The sequence below is a fragment of the Enterobacter asburiae genome (assembly GCF_007035645.1).
Lineage (GTDB): Bacteria > Pseudomonadota > Gammaproteobacteria > Enterobacterales > Enterobacteriaceae > Enterobacter > Enterobacter asburiae_B.
Genome location: NZ_AP019632.1, coordinates 1,291,707 through 1,308,771, shown reverse-complemented (window position 1 = coordinate 1,308,771; position 17,065 = coordinate 1,291,707). Strand labels below are relative to the sequence as shown.

Below are 17,065 nucleotides of genomic sequence, written 5' to 3'. Positions count from 1 at the left end.
ACACCGCCAGCAATGCTGGCGGTGCTGTTTTGTAACCCGCCCAATTGCGGCGGTAACGAAAGAGGATAAACCGTGTCCCGTACTATTATGCTGATCCCTACCGGAACCAGCGTCGGCCTGACCAGCGTCAGCCTTGGCGTTATCCGTGCTATGGAACGCAAAGGCGTTCGTCTGAGCGTCTTTAAGCCAATCGCCCAGCCACGTGCCGGTGGCGATGCGCCAGACCAGACCACCACCATCGTTCGCAAGAACTCCAATCTGCCAGCGGCTGAACCGCTGAAGATGAGCCACGTTGAATCTCTGCTGTCCAGCAACCAGAAAGACGTGCTGATGGAAGAGATCATCGCCAACTACCATGCTAACGCGCAAGACGCGGAAGTGGTGCTGGTTGAAGGTCTGGTCCCGACGCGCAAACACCAGTTTGCCCAGTCTCTGAACTTTGAAATCGCGAAAACCCTGAACGCAGAGATCGTTTTCGTGATGTCTCAGGGCACCGACACCCCAGAGCAGCTGAACGAGCGTATCGAACTGACGCGCAGCAGCTTCGGCGGCGCGAAAAACACCAACATCACCGGCGTGATCGTGAACAAGCTGAACGCACCGGTGGATGAGCAGGGCCGTACTCGCCCTGACCTGTCCGAGATCTTCGACGACTCTTCTAAAGCGAAAGTCATCAAAGTTGACCCGGCTAAGCTGCAGGAATCCAGCCCGCTTCCGGTTCTGGGCGCGGTGCCATGGAGCTTCGATCTGATTGCCACCCGTGCAATCGATATGGCGCGTCACCTGAACGCTACCATCGTTAACGAAGGCGACATCAACACCCGCCGCGTGAAGTCCGTGACCTTCTGTGCGCGCAGCATTCCGCACATGCTTGAACACTTCCGCGCAGGTTCCCTGCTGGTGACCTCCGCAGACCGTCCTGACGTGCTGGTTGCCGCCTGCCTGGCCGCGATGAACGGCGTGGAAATCGGTGCGATCCTGCTGACCGGTGCCTACGAGATGGACCCACGCGTCAGCAAGCTGTGCGAACGCGCGTTCGCTACCGGCCTGCCGGTCTTCATGGTGAACACCAACACCTGGCAGACCTCCCTGAGCCTGCAGAGCTTCAACCTGGAAGTGCCGGTTGATGACCACGAGCGTATTGAGAAAGTTCAGGAATACGTAGCGGGCTACATCAACGCAGACTGGATCGAATCCCTGACTGCGACCTCCGAGCGCAGCCGCCGCCTGTCTCCTCCAGCATTCCGTTACCAGCTGACCGAGCTGGCGCGTAAAGCGGGCAAACGCGTTGTTCTGCCAGAAGGCGACGAACCACGTACCGTTAAAGCGGCTGCTATCTGTGCAGAGCGCGGCATCGCGACCTGCGTGCTGCTGGGTAACCCGGATGAGATCACCCGCGTTGCGGCGTCTCAGGGCGTTGAGCTGGGCGCTGGCATCGAAATCGTTGACCCTGAAGTGGTTCGCGAAAGCTACGTTGCCCGTCTGGTTGAGCTGCGTAAGAGCAAGGGCATGACCGAAGCCGTTGCGCGCGAACAGCTGGAAGACAACGTGGTGCTGGGCACGCTGATGCTTGAGCAGGACGAAGTTGACGGTCTGGTTTCCGGTGCGGTTCACACCACGGCGAACACCATCCGTCCACCGCTGCAGCTGATCAAAACCGCGCCAGGCAGCTCTCTGGTTTCTTCCGTGTTCTTCATGCTGCTGCCTGAACAGGTTTACGTTTACGGCGACTGCGCGATCAACCCGGATCCAACCGCAGAGCAGTTGGCAGAAATCGCTATCCAGTCCGCGGACTCCGCGATTGCCTTCGGTATCGAACCGCGCGTAGCGATGCTCTCCTACTCCACCGGTACTTCTGGTGCAGGTAGCGACGTAGAGAAAGTGCGTGAAGCGACCCGTCTGGCGCAGGAAAAACGTCCTGACCTGATGATCGACGGTCCGCTGCAGTACGACGCCGCCGTAATGGCCGACGTTGCGAAATCCAAAGCGCCAAACTCGCCGGTTGCAGGTCGCGCTACCGTGTTCATCTTCCCGGATCTGAACACCGGTAACACCACCTATAAAGCGGTGCAGCGTTCAGCAGACCTGATCTCCATCGGGCCAATGCTGCAGGGCATGCGCAAACCTGTGAACGACCTGTCTCGTGGCGCGCTGGTTGACGATATCGTCTACACCATCGCTCTGACCGCGATCCAGTCTTCGCAGCAGCAGTAATGTTAAAAAGCCCGGTGGCGCCAGCGCTTACCGGGCAACAAAAAGGCGACCACTTAACGGGTCGCCTTTTTTATTTACAGCAGCTCTCGCGCCGCCGATACAATGTCATGTGCCGTCAGGCCATACTCCTTCTGCAGGAAATCCTGCGTCCCCACCTGGCCGTAACGCTCCTTGACGCCCACCCGCCGCATCGGTACCGGGCAGGTTTCCACCAGGACTTCCGCCACCGCCGATCCCAGCCCGTTGTGAATGCTGTGGTTTTCACAGGTGACGATGCGACCGGTTTTCTCGGCGTAGTTTTTCACCAGCATCCGGTCGATGGGCTTCAGGGTAAACATGTCGATGACCGCCGCGCTGACCCCCTCCTGCTCAAGCTGGCGCGCCGCTTCCAGCGCTTCCGCCACCATGATGCCGTTGGCAATCAGGGTTATATCGGTTCCTTCGCGCAGCACGTTGCCTTTGCCAATAGTGAAGGTTGAGCCCGGGGCATATACGCTCGGCGCCTGCTTACGGATGGTGCGTACCCAGTAGAAGCCTTCGAGGTCGATAAGCTGGCGCAGCACGTCCTCAAACATCACCGCGTCGGTCACCTCCAGCACCACCGAATGCGCCAGACCGCGTACGATGCCCATATCCTCAAACGACATATGCGTCCCGCCGTTATGGCAGGCCGTCACGCCCGCATCCGAGGCAATTACCTTCACGTTGTTGCGCTGATAGTCCAGGGACATAAACAGCTGGTCGAAGCAGCGACGGCTGGCAAACGCGGTGAAGGTATGAACGAACGGTATACGCCCGGTAAGCGACAGCCCCGCCGCAGTGCCAATGACGTTGGCCTCCATAATGCCGCAGTTAATCACGTGCTGCGGATAATCGCGCGCCACGCCGTCCATCGCCATCGAGCTCATCAGATCCGCTTCCAGGGCGATAATCTCGCTTCCCGCCTCAATCTGCTTTGCCACAAAGCCCGCGTAGACCTTACGCATCTCAACGGCGTCTTTCTCTCCTGCCGGTGCAACCTTAATCATGTGAAGCCTCCAGTTGGCGAATCGTCTCGTTGAGGGCCGCTTTGCTCTCCGCGGTCAACCGCAGGTGGTGCGAGTTGCTGAGCTGTTCCAGGTACGGCACCCCCTGCCCTTTGATGCTGTCGAGGATGACGACTAACGGACGCGCGTCGGCAGCCGGGACCCGCGACGTCACCGCCAGCAGTCCCGGGATGTCGTCGCCCTTCACCGTCGCCACGTCAAAGCCAAAGGCGCGGAATTTCCCCTCCAGGTCGAACGCGCTGATAATTTCGTCCAGCTCGCCGTCGAGCTGCTGTTTGTTCCAGTCCACGAACACCGTCAGGTTGTTAAGGCGATGATGAGCGATAAACTGGAAGGCTTCCCAGCACTGCCCCTCGTTCAGCTCGCCGTCACCGACGATGCAGAAGACGCGGTTCGGTCGCCCCGCCAGCCTGTGCGAGAGCGCCATACCGCCGGCAATTGAGATCCCCTGCCCCAGCGAACCGGTGGTGGCGTCCACGCCGCGCGTTTTCAGACGGTCCGGGTGGCTTGGCAGGCGCGTGCCGTTCTGGTTCAGGGTGATCAGCTCTTCCACCGGGAAGTAGCCCTTGATCGCCAGCGTGCTGTAGAGCGCCGGGCCCGCATGGCCTTTCGACAGGACAAAATAGTCTCGCTCCGGCCAGTCCGGATCCGCCGGGTCGATTTTCATCACCGCGCCGTACAGCACGGCCAGGGTTTCAACCACCGACATACTGCCGCCATAGTGTCCAAAGCCCAGCTGCGTCAGGGATTTCAGCGTCTCAAGACGGATCTGACGCGCGAGTTCGGTTATCTCTTTCTCATTCATGATTTGGCTCCGGTGTTTTCCTGCGCGTTACCGCCCGCAGGTTTGTTTTTCGCGAAGACGTTGTACGCCACCAGCAGCGCGAACAACGCCACAACCAGTCCGGTGATGGCAAGCGGCGACAGGAAGCGCGCCAAGTTGCCGAGCACAATCCCGACCGCGCCAAAGTCGGCGTCCGAGAAGGTGGTGTTGGCAAAGCCAATGGCGCCCAGCACCGGCAGCAGCAGGACCGGCAGGAAGGTGATCAGCAGGCCGTTAGCAAAGGCGCCAATCATTGCCCCGCGGCGTCCGCCGGTGGCGTTACCGAACACGCCCGCCGTTGCGCCGGTGAAGAAGTGCGGCACGACGCCCGGGAGAATCAGCACCCAGCTAAACTGACCGCAGATGAACAACCCTACAATCCCGCCGAGGAAGCTGAACAGGAAGCCAATCAGCACCGCGTTTGGCGCATAGGGATACACCACCGGGCAGTCCAGCGCAGGACGCGCGTTCGGCACCAGTTTTTCCGAGAAGCCGGTAAAGGCCGGAACGATTTCCGCCAGAATCAGGCGTACGCCCTGCAGGATGATGAACACGCCCGCCGCGAAGGTGATCGCCATGATGATGGCGTAGACCAGGTAATTCTGACCGCCGCTGAAGGTAGCCTCCACGTACTCACGTCCGGCGCTCACCGCCATGATCAGGTAGATAATCATCATGGTCAGGGAGATGGAGATCGAGCTGTCGCGCAGGAAGCTCAGGTTCTTCGGCAGGTTCATCTCTTCGGTTGAGCGGGAGCCTTTGCCAACCTTGCTGCCAATCCAGCCGGACAGCACGTAGCCCAGCGTGCCGAAGTGCCCGAAGGCAATCTCATCGTTGCCGGTAATGCGCTTCATGTAGCGCTGTGCAATCGCCGGGAAGAAGGCCATGATCAGGCCGAGGATCAGCGAGCCGGTAAAGACCAGACCCACGCCCTCAAAGCCTGCCACCGTCAGGATCACGCCAATCATGCACGCCATATAAAACGTGTGGTGCCCGGTCAGGAAGATGTACTTCAGGCGGGTAAAGCGCGCGACGATAATATTCGCCACCATGCCGAAGGCCATAATAAGCGCGGTCGCCGCACCGTATTTTTCCAGCGCAATTGACACAATCGCTTCATTGTTTGGAATAATGCCCTGAATCGTAAAGGCGTGCTCAAACATACCGCCCAAAGGATTTAATGACCCCACCAGCACCGTGGCACCGCCGCCCAGCACAATAAAGCCGAGAATGGTTTTAATCGTCCCTTTCACCACGTCCGAAAACGCTTTTTTCTGCGCAACCAGACCAATAAGCGCAATTAAGCCGACCAGCACCGAAGGGACTTTTAAAATATCAACAACGAAATTCAGCGTTTCAAGGATAAACATATCCACCTCGCCTTATCAGGGTTATTGTCTTTCGAACCAGGCGCACAGCTGCGCTTCAAGTTCGTTGATGTCGATGATGTTGTTAATCACCACCAGCTGGCTTTCCGGCACGCTGGCGCTGGCCGCAATGTCTTTTGCCATCACGAACAGATCGGCTGCGCCCGGCGTGGCCGAGGAGAGATCGGAATGTTCAACCTCAGCCTCAATCTCCAGTTTTTTAAGCACCTTTTTAATATTCATTTCGACCATAAAACTGCTGCCCAGGCCGGAGCCGCAAATAGCCATGATTTTCATTGTTGTCCCCTTATTTTGAGTAGAGCACGCCCCATCACGCTGTCGCGTAATGTTGTGAATAATCGGATTAAAGAATTAAATCAGAAGCGGTCAATAACCGTTTTAATTTCCTCCAGGGTATTCGCCTGATGCAGTTTCTCCATATCCTCGTCGCTGGAAAATAATTCTGCGAGTGCGGATATCATTTCGATATGGCTATGTTTATCCGGTGCCGCGAGCATAATAATCACATCGACAGGGTCAAACTCACCGGCACCAAACGAGACGCCCTGTTTTAGTTTTAATAAAGACAACCCCAGTCCTTTGGCGCCTTCCTCCGGCCGCGCGTGCGGCATCGCCAGCCCTGGTGCCAGCACATAATAGGGTCCTAACGTGTGGTGCTGCTGGATGATGGCCGTGACGTATTCAGGCTCAATCACCTGCAAATCCAGAAGCGGCTTCGCGCACAGCTCAAGCGCCTGCGGCCAGTTTTCCACGCTCTCCTGTAGCGTGATGGTTGTATCATATATCCATTTTTTGAGCATTTTTCACTCCCGCTACACGCTAAAGATGAGCAAACTTTATTCAACACATCGCTGAATGACTGCGATCGCGATCACAAAGATAGCGCTACCAACCGTTAACATGCAGAAATGTGATAGCGCTATCAAATTGCGATCACGGCGCTAAATCACAGCAAAAAAAGGGATTTAAGGCGTATACTGCCTGTCACGTGAAGCGAAGGAAATGAAGAACGCGTCTGGTCAGCAGGAAGGTGTATGTCTCTAACCCGAAAACGGCGCAGTACCGGTAAAGTGACACTCGCCGATGTCGCACAGCTTGCCGGTGTGGGCACGATGACCGTGTCCCGTGCACTCCGCACGCCCGAACAGGTTTCCGATAAACTACGTGAAAAAATTGAAGCTGCCGTGCAGGAGCTGGGTTATATGCCTAATCTTGCCGCCAGCGCGCTGGCCTCGGCGTCGTCATGGACGATAGCCATGGTGGTGCCTAACCTCTCCGAAGCCGGATGCTCGGAGATGTTCGCCGGACTACAGCAGGTGCTACAGCCTGCCGGGTATCAGATCATGCTGGCTGAATCCCAGCATCGTCTTGAGCAGGAGGAGAAATTGCTGGAGACGCTGCTGGCGTCGAATATTGCCGCCGCTATCCTGCTCAGCGTTGAACATACCGATACCGTTCGCCACTGGCTGAAAAACGCCTCTATTCCGGTGATGGAAATGGGTGCCATGCGCGCCGACCCGATTGATATGAATATCGGGATTGATAACGTAGCGGCCATGTATGAACTTACGGAAATGGTGATTAAGCGCGGCTATCAAAATATTGGCCTGCTGTGCGCCAACCAGGAGCAGTGGATTTTCCAGCAGCATTTGCAGGGCTGGTACAAAGCCATGCTTCGCCACCATATGTCGCCGAACCGTGTGATTAACGCGGCGATGCCGCCGAGCTTCTCGACCGGCGCGGCACAGCTGCCAGAATTCCTGCTGGCGTGGCCGGAGCTGGATGCGCTGGTATGCGTCTCTGACGAGCTGGCCTGCGGCGCGCTGTACGAGTGCCAGCGCAGGCGAATCAAGGTGCCGGACGATCTGGCTGTGGTAGGCTTTGGCGATAGCGATGTGAGCCGCGTCTGTCAGCCGCCGCTGACGACGATGGCGGTGCCGCATCGTAAGATTGGCGTTGAAGCCGGGAAAGCGCTACTGGAGCGTCTGAATGACGGGGACTGGCGCGATCAAAAGCCCATCGCGTCCAGTCTTTGTCTGAGAGAGAGTTGCTGACGCTTACTCAGCTTCTTCCTCTTTCTCTGATTTGGTCGATTCGTTTTTGGCGTTGCGGGTCATCCACAGCGCCAGCGCTTTTAACGAATCCGGCGTGAACTCGTCGCAGCGCGCGGTGATCTCTTCCGGCGTCATCCAGCTGACTTCACTCACCTCTTCTTCCTGCAGAGCGAACGGGCCGTGGGAGACGCAGCTAAACAGCCCGCCCCAGACGCGGCAGTTTTCGTCTTCGAAATAGAACTGACCGTGCTCGGCAAACGGCACACCGGCGATGCCTAACTCTTCTTCTGCTTCGCGACGTGCGGAATCCAGCAGCACTTCATCTGCCTGAACAACACCGCCAGCGGTGGCATCCAGCATACCCGGGAGAAAATCTTTGGTGTCCGTACGGCGCTGAACCAGAATTTTGCCCATCCCGTCATGCACAACGATGTACGTTGCGCGGTGGCGCAGACGCTCCGCACGCATTTGTTCGCGGCTGGCCTGCGCGATCACTTCATTCTCTTCGCTGACAATGTCAACCCACTCTGTACTTGCCAAATGACTCTGCTCCACCATCGGGAAACCTTCTCTTCTAAGCGCTCTTTCGGCGCGTTTGCAGTTGAGGTGTAACTTACGGATTAATCGCTACCTGCGCAATAACTTGCTGATCATTAAGTGCGATAACGCTCAGGGTATTTCCATCCAGCATGCCATAGCTCGCAGGATAACCGCCTTTCGGTATGCTGACCGAACCCGGATTGAAGTGATAAATCTCACCGCGTTTTTCAGCAACCGGAATATGAGTATGACCGTAAACCAGGACATCGCCAGCCGCGAGCGCCGGGAGATTATCAGGGCTAAAAAGATGCCCGTGCGTCAGGAACAGGCGGCTTTGTTCCAGCAGCACCTGTTGCCATGGCGCGGTAAGGGGAAAATGCAGCAGCATCTGGTCCACCTCGCTGTCGCAGTTGCCGCGAACGGCAATGATGCGCGAGGCGTACGGGTTGAGCTTTTCCGCGACCTGCGCCGGGGCGTAGCCCTCCGGCAGCGCGTTGCGCGGGCCGTGGTTGAGGACATCCCCCAGAATAATCAGCCACTGCGCGCCGCTTTGTGCAAACAGGGAAAGGACACGCTCGGTAGCGGGCAGCGATCCATGGATATCCGACGCAAACATCAGTTTCATCAGTCACTCCTCGGGAAAACAGACTGCCCCCATCATACCTGAAGCGTCAGGGCTTATCAGCCCGCGCGCTTAGCCGAGAGTGCCACATAGCGCTGCACGGAGGCGCGCTGCCACTGAAACGCGGCATAATCCACCAGCTGCTGCGGCACCTCATCGCCGTTGAGGATCAGGCGGTTTAGCATCAACGCCAGATCGGCGTCGGCGATGCACCACTCGCCGAACAGGTTCGGGTTGCCGTGTGCGAGGAGCGAGGTGGCGGTTTCAATCAGTTTTTGCGCGCTTTCACGGCCTTCAGCGCTGAGCGCTGGCTTTTTGCCCCCGGCAAACACGACATCAGTTGAGCGTTCCACGCGAATCGGCACCAGATCGCTCCGCAGCCACGCCTGGATCTGCCGCGCCCGCGCGCGTTTTTGCAGATCGTGAGGATAAATGCGCTCCCACTCAGGCGGCGCGAACCGATCTTCCAGATATTCATCGATCGCCGACGATTCGCTCAGGGCAAAACCGTCGATCTCCAGCACCGGCACGCGTCGGGTCAGGTCGTAGCCCTGCCACTGCGGTTTGAGATGTTCACCGCCGTCAAGATCAACGGTCTTCAGCGTAAAAGTGAGCCCTTTTTCGGCCAGCGCAACGTATACGCTCATGACATAGGGAGAAAAGAAATTCGCATCGGACCACAACGTGATTACGGGCTGGTTCATAACATCCTCATCGGCTGATCGGTTTTTTACTCAACATATAATCTCTTTGCCCCGCTGTCACTTGATGAAAACTCACGATTTACAACAACCACCTATACTCATTTGTCATGGCACCACTATTCGCATGGACAGGAGTTGAGAATGATCGACCTTTATTACGCCCCTACCCCAAACGGCCATAAGATCACCCTTTTTCTTGAAGAAGCCGAGCTGGATTACAGAATCATTCGCGTGGATATCAGCAAAGGCGATCAGTTCAGCCCTCTCTTTCTGGCTATCTCGCCGAATAATAAAATCCCGGCCATTATTGATAACCACCCGGCAGACGGGGGCAGGCCGCTGAGCCTGTTTGAGTCCGGTGAGATTTTGCTCTATCTGGCGGAGAAAACCGGCAAACTGCTGAGCGGCGAACTGCGCGAGCGTCACCATACCCTGCAATGGCTCTTCTGGCAGGCGAGCGGACTGGGGCCCATGCTGGGGCAAAATCATCATTTTACCGCTTACGCCCCGCAGCCCATTCCTTATGCAATAGAACGCTATCAGGTTGAGACTCAACGGCTCTATGACGTTCTGAACCGTCGGCTGGAGAAAACGCCGTGGCTCGGGGGCGATCATTACAGTATTGCCGACATCGCCTGCTGGCCGTGGGTGAATACGCATGAAAAACACCGAATTGACCTTGCCGCTTACCCGGCGGTGAACAACTGGTTTGAGCGCATACGAACCCGCCCGGCCACCGAGCGAGCGATGCAAAAAATCCAGCAGATTTAACCCTCTATGAGGCTGGGTGCCCGCGAGCCTCTCATGTATGATGAGCAGGAAATACTGACACGGAGAAGACCTGCAATGTCACAGCCAGACGCTATTATTCGCATAAAAAATTTACGCTTGCGCACCTTCATCGGCATCAAAGAGGAAGAGATCGCCAACCGTCAGGATATTGTCATTAACGTGGTAATTCACTATCCCGCAGACAAAGCGCGGGCCAGCGAAGACATCAACGACGCGCTGAACTACCGCACAATAACCAAAAACATCATTCAGTACGTGGAGAATAACCGCTTCTCTCTGCTGGAAAAATTAACTCAGGATGTGCTCGATATCGCACGCGAACATCACTGGGTCACTTATGCTGAAGTTGAGATCGATAAACTTCACGCCCTGCGCTACGCCGATTCCGTCTCCATGACGCTAAGCTGGCGACGCCAGGCGTAACCCTGGAGGTTGTATGAAGATTTTGCTGACCGGCGGCACGGGCCTTATTGGTCGTCACCTCATTGCGCGTCTGCAGGCCTTGCATCACGACATTACCGTGGTCACGCGCAGCCCGGAGAAAGCGCGCCAGGTGCTCGGGGCGGGTATCGATATCTGGAAAAATCTGGCCGAGCAGCAAAATCTGGACGGCTTCGACGCCGTCATTAACCTCGCGGGGGAACCCATCGCCGATAAGCGCTGGACGGAAGAGCAAAAACAGCTGTTATGCAGCAGCCGGTGGAACATCACCGAAAAGCTGGTCGAGCTGATCCGCAATAGCCACACGCCGCCTTCGGTGCTGATTTCGGGTTCAGCCGTGGGCTATTACGGCGATCTCGGCGAGGTGGTGGTGACCGAGGAAGAGCCGCCGCATAACGAGTTTACCCATAAGCTCTGCGCCCAGTGGGAGCGTATCGCCTGCGCGGCGCAGAGCGATCGCACCCGCGTCTGCCTGTTGCGGACCGGCGTCGTGCTTGCGCCGAAGGGCGGCATTCTGGCGAAGATGCTTCCCCCTTTCCGGCTTGGACTTGGTGGGCCGATCGGTAATGGCCGTCAGTATCTGGCCTGGATCCATATCGACGATATGGTCAACGGTATTCTCTGGCTGCTGGATAACGATCTGCGCGGGCCGTTTAACATGGTTGCGCCGTATCCGGTGCGTAACGAACAGTTTGCCCACGCGCTGGGGCATGCCCTGCACCGCCCGGCGATATTGCGCGTGCCTGCCACGGTCATTCGCCTGATGATGGGTGAAGCGTCTGTGCTGGTATTAGGCGGACAGCGGGCGCTGCCAAAACGGCTGGAAGCGGCCGGGTTTGCGTTCCGCTGGTATGAATTAGAAGAGGCGCTGGGGGATGTGGTGCGGTGAATATGTTACAGTGACAGGCCATGTTCCGAAGATATGGCGTAACAATGGCAACCATCACCACACCCCGGCTTCACCTCACTCCTTTCGAACCCACTGACTGGGCCTTCTTCCGTTCGCTGCGTGAAGATCGCAGCATCATGCGCTACATGGCCGCCATCGCGCCGGAAAAAGAGACCCGACGCACGTTTGCCGCACGCCTGATGGCGGAGCATGTCTTTGTGATCCGCTCTCTGGAGGACGATACGCCGCTGGGCGATATCGGCCTGCAAATCAGCCCTGAGAATCGTGAAGAGGCCGATATTGGCTATACGGTTGTGCCTGCCGCGCAGGGAAAAGGGATTGCCAGCGAGGCGCTGCGCGCGGTGTGTGATTACGCGTTTAACCAGACCAGCGTGAAAGCGATTAACGCGTACGTGCTGGCAGATAACGGCGGTTCGGTGCGGGTGCTGGAGAAAGCCGGGTTTGTGCGCACGCAGGTGCTGGAAAAGGCGTATGAAATTGACGGCGTGCGCTATGACGACTGGGTGTATCGGCTGGAGTACAGTGCGGCTTGATGCCCTCTCCCACAGGGAGAGGGGGAAAGGCAAAACCTACTTCAACGACCCTTTCAGGAACTGCTGCAGGCGCGGGCTTTGCGGGTTCGCCAGCACCTCGTCCGGGTGGCCCTGCTCTTCAATTTTCCCCTGATGCAGGAAGATAACGTGGTTCGAGACGTTACGGGCGAAGCCCATCTCGTGCGTCACCACCACCATCGTTTTGCCCTCTTCGGCCAGCTTCTGCATGATGCGCAGCACTTCGCCAACGAGTTCCGGGTCCAGCGCGGAGGTCGGTTCGTCGAACAGCAGCACCTCCGGTTCCATCGCCAGCGCGCGGGCGATGGAGACGCGCTGCTGCTGACCGCCGGAGAGATGCACCGGGTATTTCATCTGCTGGCGCTCGTCGATACCCACTTTCGCCAGGTATTTCACCGCGCGCTCGCGGGCTTCCTGCTTGCTCAGGCCCAGCACCTGAATCGGTGCTTCCATCACGTTCTCCAGCACCGTCATGTGGCTCCAGAGGTTGAAGTGCTGGAACACCATCGTCAGGCGCGTACGCAGCAGTCGCAGCTGGTGCTTATCCGCGACCTTCAGCTGGCCGTCTTTATCACGGACCAGGTTAATATTCTGCCCGCTCACCACAATCGAGCCTTCGCTCGGTTTTTCGAGGAAGTTAATGCAGCGCAGGAAGGTACTTTTACCCGAGCCGGATGAGCCGATAATACTGATCACGTCGCCCGCATTCGCCTGCAGCGACACCCCTTTCAGCACTTCATGTTCGCCGTAGCGTTTGTGCAAATCAATAACGTTTAATTTGTTCTCAGCCATCATCTTTCTCAGTGCGTCGAAGAAGGTTTTATATGCTGCAACCAGCGTTTTTCAGCCTTACGGAACAGGCTAATCAGAACATAAGAGATAATTAAATAGAGCACCGCCGCAATGCCAAACGCGGTAAACGGCTGATAGGTCGCGGAGTTAATATCGCGCGCGATTTTGAGCAGATCCGGCACCGTCGCGGTAAAGGCGAGCGCGGTGGAGTGCAGCATCAAAATCACTTCGTTACTGTACGCCGGTAACGCGATACGCAGTGCCGACGGCAGAATAATGCAGCGATAAAGTTTCACTGAGGAAAAGCCGTACGCGCGCGCCGCTTCAATCTCACCGTAAGGGACAGAGCGAATTGCCCCGGCGAAAATCTCGGTGGTGTAGGCGCAGGTGTTGAGCGTCAACGCCAGCACCGTACAGTTCAGACCGCTGCGGAAGAACGCATTCAGCATCTCAGTGCCTTTTACGATCTCAAGCGTATACATCCCCGAATAGAACACCAGCAGCTGCACGTACAGCGGCGTACCGCGAAACACGTAGGTAAACAGCCAGATCGGGAACTGGATAAATTTATTGTTCGACACGCGGCCAATGGCAAGAAACACCGCCAGAATGCCGCCCATCACCACGGAGGAGATCAGCAGCCAGAGCGTAATCGCCACGCCGGTAAAGCGGTAGCCATCCGTCCACAGCAGCGATTTCCAGTATTCCTGAATAATCTCAATCACAGGTCAGCCCTCTTCACACCCACGGAGTAGCGACGCTCGAGCAGAAGCAGCACACCATTGGAGGCGGTCGTAAAGACCAGATAAATCACGCCACAGACCACCGCAAAGTAGAACGGCTCCCAGGTGCTCTTGCCCGCCAGCTGAGTCGCTTTCACGACGTCTTCCAGACCGAGCAGCGAGACCAGCGCTGTAGCTTTGAGGATAACCTGCCAGTTGTTGCCGATGCCCGGCAGCGCATAGCGCATCATGGCCGGGAACATAATCCGACGAAACGTTTGTGAAGAGGTAAAACCAAATGCGGTTGCCGCCTCAATGTGGCCTTTCGGAACGGCCATGTAGGCACCGCGGAAGGTTTCGGTGAAGTAGGCACCGTAGATAAAACCGAGGGTAATAATACCGGCCACCATCGGGTCGATATCAATTTGTCCCATGCCCATCGCGTCCGTTACGCTGTTCAACGCAATCTGCAGACCGTAAAAGATCAGCAGCATCAGCACCAGATCGGGAACGCCGCGAATAAGCGTGGTGTAGCCTTCAAAAATAAGCGCCAGCGGTTTGTTAGCCGAAAGCTTCGCCCCTGCGCCTGCCAGACCTATCAGCACCGCCAGCACCACGGAGCTGATAGCCAGCTCAAGGGTGACAAGCGCGCCCTGTAAAATAACGCCAGAAAATCCGTACAGCATACCGCGAGCCCTGTCGTATCGTGAGTGGTGGAACCGTGTCTTTTCCCCTCCCGCACCGGGAGGGGCCGCACGTTATTTGACGGGGCGATTAGCCGCCGTAAACATTAAAATCAAAATACTTTTTCGCCAGCTTGTCGTAGGTGCCGTCAGCGCGCATTTCAGCAAACGCTTTGTTCAGCGCCTCACGCAGCTCATTGTCTTCTTTGCGCAGGCCCATGCCGGTGCCCACACCAAACAACTTCACGTCCTTAATGGACGGGCCGCCAAACTTGTAATCTTTACCCACCGGCGTTTTCAGGAAGCCTTCGCTTGCCGCGACTTCATCCTGGAATGCCGCATCAATTCGGCCTGCCGTCAGGTCTGCGTAGATATTTTCCTGGCCCTGATAGGAGACGATTTCAATCCCCTTCGGCGCCCAGTGTTCGTTGCCGTAAGTTTCCTGCGTGGTGCCCTGCAGCACGCCGACGCGTTTGCCTTTCAGGGACTCCAGCGTTGGCTGAATGTCAGAAGCTTTAGCCACCACCAGACGAGAATCGGCCGCGTAGAGTTTGTCGGTGAAGGCAATCTCCTGCTGGCGTTTTTCGGTGATGGAGAGCGAGGACATGATTACGTCGATTTTTTTCGCTTTCAGGGACGGGATCAGCGCATCCAGCGGGTTCTCAACGTAGGTACACTGTGCTTTGATGCGTTTGCACAGCTCATTGGCCAGATCGATGTCAAAACCGACCAGTTCACCCTTTGAATTCTTCGATTCGAACGGCGCATAGGTTGGATCGGTACCAATCCGAATTTTCTGCGGAATGGCTGCGAATGCCGCGGTGGCGCTGGAAAAGGCCAGCACCAGAGATAGTGACAACACGAGTTTTTTCATATTTGTCCTCAACAAACTGTCTTCATACGGGATTTTTACGACGACGGGGTGGTGCTAATGTGCCATTAATCCCCTCTTTCAGGCAAAGACTAATGCCCTTAAGGCGGGAATTTTTGCATTATAAATGCGTAAGTATGCACAAAGCGATCCAATACGGTGCAACAAATGCACCGCATTGGGTCAACCGCTCCCGCAACGCACCTTTGCGGTGCGTTAGCGTCAGGCATTATTCACCGTATACATTGAAGTCGAAGTATTTCTTCGCCAGTTTGTCGTAAGTACCGTCTTTACGCAGCTCTGCAAAGGCTTTGTCGAAGGCGGCTTTCAGCTCGGTATCATCCTTACGCAGGCCAATACCGGTGCCGTCACCAAAGTATTTTTTGTCTTTTACCGACGGGCCCGCAAACGCATAGTCTTTACCCGCAGGCTGTTTCAGGAAGCCTTCGCTCGCGGCGACTTCATCCTGGAATGCCGCATCCAGACGGCCTGCGGCCAGGTCAGAGTAAATCAGATCCTGGTTCTGGTAAGCCACCACGTCTACGCCCTTCTCACGCCAGGTCGCGTTGGCATAACCTTCCTGCGTCGACCCCTGAAGCACGCCAACATGCTTGCCTTTCAGCGAGTCGATGGTTGGCTTAATCGGGGAGCCTTTCGGCGCAATCAGGCGAGAATCCGCAGCGTAGAGCTTGTCAGAGAAGGCAATCTCCTGCTGGCGTTTTTCGGTGATGGAAAGAGAAGAGATAATGGCGTCGATTTTCTTGGCTTTCAGCGACGGGATTAACGCGTCAAAGTCGCTGCCCACCCATGTGCATTTCACCGCAATGCGTTTGCACATTTCATTTCCCAGATCGATATCAAACCCCACGAAATCGCCTTTCGCATCCTTGGAAGAGAATGGCGCGTAGGTTGCGTCTGTACCGATACGAACCGTCTGTGGAAGCGCTGCGTAGCTACCTGCTGCCGCACTTAACCCCACGAGCAAAGACAGAGCCAGAACCGTCTTCTTCATACATTTACCCTCAAGTACCGTGATTTTATTATGTATTGTGTTGTGTGTTGTGTTGCAGGCTTCATCTTGCAGGTCTTATGCCACATTGCCGTCTGGTCAAAACTTCGACGTTAAATATGTTAATAAAACGTTGCGATATTGCCTTAATGGTGAAAGATAGCAGGTCTGCCGAACGAACCGGAAAGAGAAAAAGGGAAAAAACGAATTAAATGTCGAGGATATGATCGCCGTTGCATAATTGCCCTGAAACAGGGCAACGTCTCTTTTCATGCACTCTGTTTGTGCACAGATTCAGGCCCCTTGCCAGCGGGTGAAGAGATCTTCAGGCAGGTCGATGTCAAACTGATCCAGCACGCGGTTGACGGTCTGATTAATCACGTCGTCCAGCGAGGTCGGGCGATGATAAAACGCCGGAACCGGCGGCATGATGATGGCCCCAAGCTCGGCGGCCTGGGTCATTAAACGCAGATGGCCGAGATGCAGCGGCGTTTCCCGCACGCAGAGCACCAGAGGACGACGCTCCTTCAGCACCACATCCGCCGCGCGCGTCACCAGGGTGTCGGTATAGCTGTTCACAATGCCGGAGAGCGTTTTAATCGAACAGGGCAGGATAACCATGCCGGCCGTTTTAAACGAGCCTGAGGAGATGCTGGCGGCGATATCACGGGCATCGTGAACCACGTCCGCCAGTGCCTGAACATCGCGCAGGGAGAGATCGGTTTCCAGAGAGAGGGTCTGCCGTGCCGCCTGGCTCATCACCAGATGGGTCTCGACTTCCGCCACGTTACGCAGAACCTGTAACAGACGTACGCCGTAAATCGCGCCGCTGGCGCCGCTGAGCCCAACAATGAGTCGTTTCATGATTTTCGCCCTTACTGATTTCAGGGCAGACTGTGCAGG

At 56.4% G+C, this 17,065-nt stretch carries 20 protein-coding genes; 6 read left to right on the top strand and 14 right to left on the bottom strand.

Annotation, left to right across the window (positions count from 1 at the left end):
* The first annotated feature begins 72 nt into the window (after window positions 1-72).
* Window positions 73-2,214 carry a phosphate acetyltransferase gene (pta, locus tag FOY96_RS06195; RefSeq protein ID WP_023312545.1) on the top strand — a complete coding sequence of 714 codons (2,142 nt, stop codon included), beginning with the start codon at window positions 73-75 and terminating at the stop codon, window positions 2,212-2,214.
* Between the two features lie 74 nt (window positions 2,215-2,288).
* On the opposite strand, the gene FOY96_RS06190 is transcribed toward pta, so the two are convergent.
* The 5 genes from FOY96_RS06190 to FOY96_RS06170 form a co-directional block, all read right to left on the bottom strand.
* The gene (locus tag FOY96_RS06190; protein ID WP_033146082.1) at window positions 2,289-3,242 is read right to left on the bottom strand and encodes a transketolase family protein; all 954 of its coding nucleotides are present in this window, start codon (window positions 3,240-3,242) and stop codon (window positions 2,289-2,291) included.
* A complete protein-coding gene (locus tag FOY96_RS06185) occupies window positions 3,235-4,065 on the bottom strand; it encodes a transketolase (RefSeq protein ID WP_094934240.1) in 831 nt (276 codons plus the stop codon). The genes FOY96_RS06190 and FOY96_RS06185 overlap by 8 nt, the downstream gene beginning before the upstream one ends.
* Entirely contained in the window at window positions 4,062-5,453 is a 1,392-nt protein-coding gene (locus FOY96_RS06180; RefSeq protein ID WP_023312548.1) for a PTS ascorbate transporter subunit IIC, read from the bottom strand. The genes FOY96_RS06185 and FOY96_RS06180 overlap by 4 nt, the downstream gene beginning before the upstream one ends.
* 21 nt (window positions 5,454-5,474) lie before the next feature.
* Complete coding sequence (locus FOY96_RS06175; protein ID WP_094934241.1) at window positions 5,475-5,747, bottom strand: PTS sugar transporter subunit IIB; 273 nt, start codon at window positions 5,745-5,747, stop codon at window positions 5,475-5,477.
* A gap of 80 nt (window positions 5,748-5,827) precedes the next feature.
* Entirely contained in the window at window positions 5,828-6,271 is a 444-nt protein-coding gene (locus tag FOY96_RS06170; protein ID WP_094934242.1) for a PTS sugar transporter subunit IIA, read from the bottom strand.
* Between the two features lie 234 nt (window positions 6,272-6,505).
* Here FOY96_RS06170 and FOY96_RS06165 point away from each other — a divergent pair, with 234 nt between their 5' ends.
* A complete protein-coding gene (locus tag FOY96_RS06165) occupies window positions 6,506-7,525 on the top strand; it encodes a LacI family DNA-binding transcriptional regulator (RefSeq protein WP_126329804.1) in 1,020 nt (339 codons plus the stop codon).
* 3 nt (window positions 7,526-7,528) lie between these two features.
* On the opposite strand, the gene yfcD is transcribed toward FOY96_RS06165, so the two are convergent.
* From yfcD to yfcF, 3 genes are read right to left on the bottom strand one after another with little or no spacing between them, the layout of a single operon-like run.
* Complete coding sequence (gene yfcD, locus FOY96_RS06160) at window positions 7,529-8,083, bottom strand: NUDIX hydrolase YfcD (protein WP_023312551.1); 555 nt, start codon at window positions 8,081-8,083, stop codon at window positions 7,529-7,531.
* A gap of 55 nt (window positions 8,084-8,138) precedes the next feature.
* Window positions 8,139-8,690: a phosphodiesterase gene (gene yfcE / locus FOY96_RS06155; protein ID WP_032659187.1), complete on the bottom strand. Its 552-nt coding sequence runs from the start codon at window positions 8,688-8,690 to the stop codon at window positions 8,139-8,141.
* A 56-nt stretch (window positions 8,691-8,746) separates the two neighbouring features.
* The gene (gene yfcF, locus FOY96_RS06150; protein WP_143346660.1) at window positions 8,747-9,391 is read right to left on the bottom strand and encodes a glutathione transferase; all 645 of its coding nucleotides are present in this window, start codon (window positions 9,389-9,391) and stop codon (window positions 8,747-8,749) included.
* A gap of 141 nt (window positions 9,392-9,532) precedes the next feature.
* Here yfcF and yfcG point away from each other — a divergent pair, with 141 nt between their 5' ends.
* The 4 genes from yfcG (at window position 9,533) to FOY96_RS06130 (ending at window position 12,067) form a co-directional block, all read left to right on the top strand.
* The gene (yfcG, locus tag FOY96_RS06145; protein ID WP_033146088.1) at window positions 9,533-10,162 is read left to right on the top strand and encodes a GSH-dependent disulfide bond oxidoreductase; all 630 of its coding nucleotides are present in this window, start codon (window positions 9,533-9,535) and stop codon (window positions 10,160-10,162) included.
* Window positions 10,163-10,237: 75 nt separating this feature from the next.
* Complete coding sequence (gene folX, locus FOY96_RS06140; RefSeq protein ID WP_023312555.1) at window positions 10,238-10,606, top strand: dihydroneopterin triphosphate 2'-epimerase; 369 nt, start codon at window positions 10,238-10,240, stop codon at window positions 10,604-10,606.
* Window positions 10,607-10,619: 13 nt separating this feature from the next.
* Window positions 10,620-11,513 (top strand): TIGR01777 family oxidoreductase, encoded by an 894-nt coding sequence (locus FOY96_RS06135; protein ID WP_033146089.1) that lies wholly within the window; start codon window positions 10,620-10,622, stop codon window positions 11,511-11,513.
* Between the two features lie 44 nt (window positions 11,514-11,557).
* The gene (locus FOY96_RS06130; protein WP_143346659.1) at window positions 11,558-12,067 is read left to right on the top strand and encodes a GNAT family N-acetyltransferase; all 510 of its coding nucleotides are present in this window, start codon (window positions 11,558-11,560) and stop codon (window positions 12,065-12,067) included.
* Window positions 12,068-12,103: 36 nt separating this feature from the next.
* Here FOY96_RS06130 and hisP read toward each other — a convergent pair whose 3' ends face one another.
* From hisP to FOY96_RS06100, 6 genes are all read right to left on the bottom strand, one after another.
* Entirely contained in the window at window positions 12,104-12,877 is a 774-nt protein-coding gene (hisP, locus tag FOY96_RS06125; protein WP_023312558.1) for a histidine ABC transporter ATP-binding protein HisP, read from the bottom strand.
* Window positions 12,878-12,885: 8 nt separating this feature from the next.
* Complete coding sequence (locus tag FOY96_RS06120; RefSeq protein ID WP_008502590.1) at window positions 12,886-13,602, bottom strand: ABC transporter permease; 717 nt, start codon at window positions 13,600-13,602, stop codon at window positions 12,886-12,888.
* On the bottom strand, window positions 13,599-14,285 hold the full coding sequence (locus FOY96_RS06115; protein WP_023336422.1) for a histidine ABC transporter permease HisQ: 687 nt from the start codon (window positions 14,283-14,285) through the stop codon (window positions 13,599-13,601). The genes FOY96_RS06120 and FOY96_RS06115 overlap by 4 nt, the downstream gene beginning before the upstream one ends.
* 88 nt (window positions 14,286-14,373) lie before the next feature.
* Entirely contained in the window at window positions 14,374-15,156 is a 783-nt protein-coding gene (hisJ, locus tag FOY96_RS06110; protein ID WP_023336423.1) for a histidine ABC transporter substrate-binding protein HisJ, read from the bottom strand.
* Window positions 15,157-15,382: 226 nt separating this feature from the next.
* On the bottom strand, window positions 15,383-16,165 hold the full coding sequence (gene argT / locus FOY96_RS06105) for a lysine/arginine/ornithine ABC transporter substrate-binding protein ArgT (RefSeq protein WP_023312560.1): 783 nt from the start codon (window positions 16,163-16,165) through the stop codon (window positions 15,383-15,385).
* A 291-nt stretch (window positions 16,166-16,456) separates the two neighbouring features.
* Window positions 16,457-17,026 (bottom strand): UbiX family flavin prenyltransferase, encoded by a 570-nt coding sequence (locus FOY96_RS06100; protein ID WP_029740194.1) that lies wholly within the window; start codon window positions 17,024-17,026, stop codon window positions 16,457-16,459.
* Between the last annotated feature and the right edge of the window lie 39 nt (window positions 17,027-17,065).

Bases quoted from the DNA above. Each gene is read 5' to 3' on its own strand.
- yfcE (WP_032659187.1), bottom strand. From the start codon at position 8,690: ATGAAACTGATGTTTGCGTCGGATATCCATGGATCGCTGCCCGCTACC.
- FOY96_RS06180 (WP_023312548.1), bottom strand. From the start codon at position 5,453: ATGTTTATCCTTGAAACGCTGAATTTCGTTGTTGATATTTTAAAAGTC.
- argT (WP_023312560.1), bottom strand. From the start codon at position 16,165: ATGAAGAAGACGGTTCTGGCTCTGTCTTTGCTCGTGGGGTTAAGTGCG.
- FOY96_RS06170 (WP_094934242.1), bottom strand. From the start codon at position 6,271: ATGCTCAAAAAATGGATATATGATACAACCATCACGCTACAGGAGAGC.
- yfcG (WP_033146088.1), top strand. From the start codon at position 9,533: ATGATCGACCTTTATTACGCCCCTACCCCAAACGGCCATAAGATCACC.
- FOY96_RS06115 (WP_023336422.1), bottom strand. From the start codon at position 14,285: ATGCTGTACGGATTTTCTGGCGTTATTTTACAGGGCGCGCTTGTCACC.
- FOY96_RS06130 (WP_143346659.1), top strand. From the start codon at position 11,558: ATGGCAACCATCACCACACCCCGGCTTCACCTCACTCCTTTCGAACCC.
- yfcF (WP_143346660.1), bottom strand. From the start codon at position 9,391: ATGAACCAGCCCGTAATCACGTTGTGGTCCGATGCGAATTTCTTTTCT.
- FOY96_RS06165 (WP_126329804.1), top strand. From the start codon at position 6,506: ATGTCTCTAACCCGAAAACGGCGCAGTACCGGTAAAGTGACACTCGCC.
- folX (WP_023312555.1), top strand. From the start codon at position 10,238: ATGTCACAGCCAGACGCTATTATTCGCATAAAAAATTTACGCTTGCGC.
- FOY96_RS06135 (WP_033146089.1), top strand. From the start codon at position 10,620: ATGAAGATTTTGCTGACCGGCGGCACGGGCCTTATTGGTCGTCACCTC.
- FOY96_RS06100 (WP_029740194.1), bottom strand. From the start codon at position 17,026: ATGAAACGACTCATTGTTGGGCTCAGCGGCGCCAGCGGCGCGATTTAC.
- hisJ (WP_023336423.1), bottom strand. From the start codon at position 15,156: ATGAAAAAACTCGTGTTGTCACTATCTCTGGTGCTGGCCTTTTCCAGC.
- FOY96_RS06185 (WP_094934240.1), bottom strand. From the start codon at position 4,065: ATGAATGAGAAAGAGATAACCGAACTCGCGCGTCAGATCCGTCTTGAG.
- hisP (WP_023312558.1), bottom strand. From the start codon at position 12,877: ATGGCTGAGAACAAATTAAACGTTATTGATTTGCACAAACGCTACGGC.
- yfcD (WP_023312551.1), bottom strand. From the start codon at position 8,083: ATGGTGGAGCAGAGTCATTTGGCAAGTACAGAGTGGGTTGACATTGTC.
- FOY96_RS06175 (WP_094934241.1), bottom strand. From the start codon at position 5,747: ATGAAAATCATGGCTATTTGCGGCTCCGGCCTGGGCAGCAGTTTTATG.
- FOY96_RS06190 (WP_033146082.1), bottom strand. From the start codon at position 3,242: ATGATTAAGGTTGCACCGGCAGGAGAGAAAGACGCCGTTGAGATGCGT.